This window comes from Streptomyces sp. NPDC058751 (genome assembly GCF_042746485.1).
GTDB lineage: Bacteria > Actinomycetota > Actinomycetes > Streptomycetales > Streptomycetaceae > Streptomyces.
Window position 1 is genome coordinate 1 of the sequence record NZ_JBHYPZ010000095.1, and the last position, 3,808, is coordinate 3,808.

The window sequence follows — 3,808 nt, forward strand, 5'->3', positions numbered from 1 at the left end:
TGGAGCGACATACTGTTCATTCTGCCTGTATACGATCAATCCTGACGGGCATTAAAACCTCCGGAACAGTCACAAAGGTAATGCGGACGTCCTCTAAGAGGTCGTTTTCACCCAGGATGCGTCACTATCTTCCGGCTTTTGTCTTGCGAGGCTGCTGCGTCGGTGAGGCGATCGGTGCGGTCGAGGCTTGATGGTCGGGTGGGGTGACGGTTGGGGCGAGGGTCGACTTGTGCCTGTCTCATCCCAAAACGCTCCGGAATCCGGCCGAGCTTCCGTCCGCCCCGCCTTCGCGCCTGGGCGCACTCGCGCCCTGGCGGTACGTCCAGGTCATGACGGAGCGTCGCCCCTATCCAAGTGATCTGTCCGATGCCCGCTGGGCACTGGTCGAGCCGGTGCTGTCCGCCTGGCGGGCCGAGCGGCGCCGCCATGCCCTGAACATCGGACGCCCGCCCGGGCACGACCTGCGCGAGATCATGAACGCGATCCTCTACGTGGACCGGACCGGGGTGCAGTGGCGCTACCTCCCGCACGACTTCCCGCCCTGGGAGACGGTCTACGGCTACTTCGCGAAATGGGAGAAGAGCGGGGTGTTCACCCAGCTCAACGGCCTTCTCAGGGAGTTGGTACGGCAGAAGGAGGGCCGGAACGCGAGCCCGTCGGCCTGCGTGATCGACGCACAGAGCGTCAAGACCTCCACCAGCGTTCCCCTCTCCGGCCAGGGCATCGACGCCGGGAAGAAGATCGTCGGCAGGAAGCGGAGCATCGTGACCGACACCCTCGGTCTCCTGCTCGCGGTGCTGGTCACCGCGGCCAGTGTCCAGGACTCCGTCGCCGGCACCCACCTGATCGACCACGTGGCCGCCACCCACTCCACGGTTCGCAAGGTCTGGGTCGACGGCGGCTACCGCCGGCACCTCGTCGAGCACGCCGCCACACTCGGCATCGACATGGAAATCGTCCAACGCGCGCCCGGGACCAGGGGTTTCACCCCACTGCCCAAGCGCTGGACCGTGGAACGGACCTACGGATGGCTGATGTTCCACCGCCGCCTGGCCCGCGACTACGAGACCCTGCCCGCCCGCTCCGAAGCCATGATCCACCTCGCCATGACCGACCTCATGGCCCGTCGCCTCACCGGCGAAGCTGCCATCTCCTGGCGCGACCAGACATCTCAGGATCAAAGACTCATTCCCGGATGAAACATCGGGAGAAAACGACCTCTAAGCGCGGGGCAGGCGCGGCGGTGAACAACGTGGCGGCTGGCAAGGAGAATCCGTGCCAGCCGCCACGTCGTGTGCTGACCCCGGTGCTCAGTAAGCCCGGGCGAGGACGGCCAGGGTGCCGGGCGCATCGTCAGAGTCGGGGACTGAGCCGTCCTCCGAGACGAGGCAGCGGACGGTCACACCGTGCTCGCCGAGGGCGGACTCTCCCTCGGGCCCGAGCTTGGCCCACGGCATCCGGGCCCAGCCGGTGGCCGCGACCTCGACGGCCTCCTCAATCGTCGTCACGTCGGTGGTGCAGGACTCGCGGCGTGCGCGGGACTGGGTCAGCAGTAGTGCCTGGTCCGCTTCGAGGACCGTGGGGAGCAGTTGTACGAGGGACTCGATGGCCACCGGTTCCTTACCGCCCGGAATGCGGCGGGCCAGCATCGCGGTGCCGTTCTCCAGGTCACGGGGCCCGACCTCGATGCGGACAGGCACGCCTTTGAGTTCCCAGTCGACCGCGCGGCGGCCGAAGGGGGTGTCGGTGCGGTCATCGACGTGGACGCGGATGCCGGCAGATTTCAGCCGATCGCCGATCTCGCGGACCTTGGCCAGAACCGCTTCGTCGCCCTTGATGGCGAGGACGACGGCCTGGATTTGCGCGAGGCGCGGCGGTACCCGCAGGCCGTTGTCGTCGCCGTGCATCATCACGAGAGCGCCGATCATGCGGGTGGTCGAGCCCCAGGAGGTCTGCCAGACCAGCTCCTGGGTGCCGTCCTTAGACAGGTACGAGGTATTGAAGGCTTTGGCGAAGTTCTGGCCCAGCTCATGGCTGGTGGCCATCTGCAGGGCCTTGCCGTCGCCCATCATCCCTTCGAGGGTGAGGGTGTTGACGGCGCCGGCGAAGCGCTCCTTGACGGTCTTGCGGCCGGGGACGACGTCCATCGCGAGGACGTTCGCCATGAAGTCCTCGTAGACATCGCGGTGGATGTGCGCGGCGAAGTCGCGGGCGTCCTCGTAGGTGGCGTGCGCGGTGTGGCCCTCCTGCCACAGGAACTCGGTCGTGCGTAGGAAGAGACGCGGCCTGAGCTCCCAACGGACCACATTCGCCCACTGGTTGATTAGCAGAGGCAGGTCGCGGTAGCTCTGCACCCACTTCGAGAAGTAGTCGTTGATGATCATCTCCGAGGTGGGGCGGACCACCGCCGGCTCCTCCAGCTCCTTGCCGCCGCCGTGCGTGACGACCGCGAGCTCCGGCGCGAAGCCCTCGACATGGTCCGCCTCGCGCGTGAGATACGACTGCGGGATCAGCAGGGGGAAGTACGCGTTCTGCGCGCCCGTCTCCTTGATGCGGACGTCCATCTCGGCCTGCATCCGCTCCCACAGACCGTACCCGTACGGCCGGATGACCATGGTGCCGCGCACCGGACCGTTGTCGGCCAGCTCCGCCTTGTTAACCAGATCCTGGTACCAGCGAGGGAAGTCGTCCGACCGGGGAGTGAGAACAGGTGTCTTAGCCATGGGCTGCATAATACGGGCGGCCTGTGCCCCGGCTTCCCTCCGTGTGATCTTCACGGCGTTCCCACCGGCGAGTTGCCGTCCTTGTCGCGAAACATCCGGGCGGCCCCGTGGCCGAAAGCAGGCCTGTCAGCGGCGACGGGAGGAGGGGCGACGGGCCAGGTCACCTGGCCAGAGAGAGGAAGGCCGTCCAGACCTCCAGCGAGACGGCCAGCTGGGAGCCAGCCCGGGCTGGCCGTGAATCCGCGGCACCCGTCGGCCGGATCGGCCATGGGCACCACGGCCACCGGTTCCGGCACTTGAGCCACCCCTTGAGCTTGGCGAGCTTCATTGAGCTTCTTCGAGTTGGCCACCGATCGGGTGACGGGCCGTGAAGCGCAACGAGCGAGGCCCCCGGGCTGTTGATCGAGATGTCTGACGTCTCAATCACGTAGCTCGGGGTCCTCGTTGGTCATCCATCCTGCCGCACTTGACCTGCCGCATGCACTCGTGGAGTGGGTCACCATGCTGATCGTCACCCGTGAGGGCGACCGGCGCTGCAAGCTCCGTCCGTCCCAGCGCGCGATGGTGGCACTGGTGTACCTGCGCGAACACACCACTCTGGCGAAGCTCGCCGCCGGGTTCGGGATCAGCGAGTCCACCGCCCACGCCTACACCAGCGCGGTCGTCGACCTGCTCGCCGCCCGTGCACCAGGTCTGCTCAAGACACTGCGCGAGCATGATCCCGACTTCGTCCTGCTCGACGGGACTCTCACCGAGTGCGATCGGGTCGGCGACGGCCGGGCCGACTACTCCCACAAGCACCGGCGTCACGGCGTGAACGTGCAGGTCGTCACCGATCCCGGCGGCCGGCTGCTGTGGCTCTCGCCCGCCCTGCCGGGCCGCACCCATGACCTGACCGCCGCCCGAACCCACCGGATCATCCGGATCTGCGAGCGCCAGGGCGTTCCGATCGTGGCCGATCTCGCCTACTAGGCCCTGTCGTCAAACCCCCGTCGTCCGCCCGAAGGGCGGGCCCGGCGGCGTCAGGTGCGTGCTCTCGGCGTGCCGGGCCCCGGCCCTCGTACTGGATGTACTTGGGTCGGGGC

At 67.3% G+C, this 3,808-nt stretch carries 2 protein-coding genes and 1 pseudogene; 2 read left to right on the forward strand and 1 reads right to left on the reverse strand.

The features are described 5' to 3' along the window. Window positions 1-329: 329 nt before the first annotated feature. The gene (locus ACFW6B_RS40970; protein WP_386605022.1) at window positions 330-1,199 is read left to right on the forward strand and encodes an IS5 family transposase; all 870 of its coding nucleotides are present in this window, start codon (window positions 330-332) and stop codon (window positions 1,197-1,199) included. 111 nt (window positions 1,200-1,310) lie between these two features. On the opposite strand, the gene proS is transcribed toward ACFW6B_RS40970, so the two are convergent. Beyond that, entirely contained in the window at window positions 1,311-2,723 is a 1,413-nt protein-coding gene (gene proS / locus ACFW6B_RS40975) for a proline--tRNA ligase (protein ID WP_386605024.1), read from the reverse strand. Between the two features lie 444 nt (window positions 2,724-3,167). Between proS and ACFW6B_RS40980 the strand changes: the two are divergent. Next, window positions 3,168-3,692: pseudogene (locus ACFW6B_RS40980) on the forward strand (transposase family protein); the annotation flags it as partial. Window positions 3,693-3,808: the final 116 nt, after the last annotated feature.

What these genes read in the sequence shown, in the direction of transcription:
- proS (WP_386605024.1), bottom strand. Translation starts at nt 2,723, where the DNA reads ATGGCTAAGACACCTGTTCTCACTCCCCGGTCGGACGACTTCCCTCGC.
- ACFW6B_RS40970 (WP_386605022.1), top strand. Translation starts at nt 330, where the DNA reads ATGACGGAGCGTCGCCCCTATCCAAGTGATCTGTCCGATGCCCGCTGG.